The sequence below is a fragment of the Pseudomonas sp. P4_B4 genome (assembly GCF_056402255.1).
The window spans coordinates 1-950 of the sequence record NZ_JBFUHS010000085.1 but is presented as its reverse complement, the minus strand read 5'-3'; the positions used below and the strand labels follow the sequence as shown (position 1 = coordinate 950).

The following is a 950-nucleotide window of genomic DNA, read 5'->3' as shown; positions in this document are numbered from 1 at the left end:
GTGAATACGTTCCCGGGCCTTGTACACACCGCCCGTCACACCATGGGAGTGGGTTGCACCAGAAGTAGCTAGTCTAACCTTCGGGAGGACGGTTACCACGGTGTGATTCATGACTGGGGTGAAGTCGTAACAAGGTAGCCGTAGGGGAACCTGCGGCTGGATCACCTCCTTAATCGACGACTCAGCTGCTCCATAAGTTCCCACACGAATTGCTTGATTCATTGAAGAAGACGATAAGAAGCAGCCTTGGGGTTGTAGCTTAGTTGGTTAGAGCGCACCCCATGCTCTGTGGTTAAGAGCAGGGTGAGGTCGGCCTTAGCAGCTCGAAATTGGGTCTGTAGCTCAGTTGGTTAGAGCGCACCCCTGATAAGGGTGAGGTCGGCAGTTCGAATCTGCCCAGACCCACCAATTTTGTGTGGGAAACGCCTGTAGAAATACGGGGCCATAGCTCAGCTGGGAGAGCGCCTGCCTTGCACGCAGGAGGTCAACGGTTCGATCCCGTTTGGCTCCACCACTACTGCTTCTGAAAGTTTAGAAATGAGTATTCCGATGTGAATATTGATTTCTAGTCTTTTGATTAGATCGTTCTTTAAAAATTTGGGTATGTGATAGAAAGATAGACTGAACGTTACTTTCACTGGTAACGGATCAGGCTAAGGTAAAATTTGTGAGTTGCTCTTTATGAGCAAGAATCGAATTTTCGGCGAATGTCGTCTTCACAGTATAACCAGATTGCTTGGGGTTATATGGTCAAGTGAAGAAGCGCATACGGTGGATGCCTTGGCAGTCAGAGGCGATGAAAGACGTGGTAGCCTGCGAAAAGCTTCGGGGAGTCGGCAAACAGACTTTGATCCGGAGATGTCTGAATGGGGGAACCCAGCCATCATAAGATGGTTATCTTGTACTGAATACATAGGTGCAAGAGGCGAACCAGGGGGGCGAACCAGGGG

General features: G+C 49.9%; 2 tRNA genes and 2 rRNA genes. All 4 read left to right on the top strand.

Annotated features, from left to right (window positions below):
- Positions 1-172 (top strand): 16S ribosomal RNA (locus AC1DVE_RS31145); the annotation flags it as partial.
- A 159-nt stretch (positions 173-331) separates the two neighbouring features.
- Positions 332-408 (top strand) — tRNA-Ile (locus AC1DVE_RS31140).
- Positions 409-438: 30 nt separating this feature from the next.
- Positions 439-514 (top strand) — tRNA-Ala (locus tag AC1DVE_RS31135).
- A 234-nt stretch (positions 515-748) separates the two neighbouring features.
- Positions 749-950, top strand: a 23S ribosomal RNA gene (locus tag AC1DVE_RS31130); the annotation flags it as partial.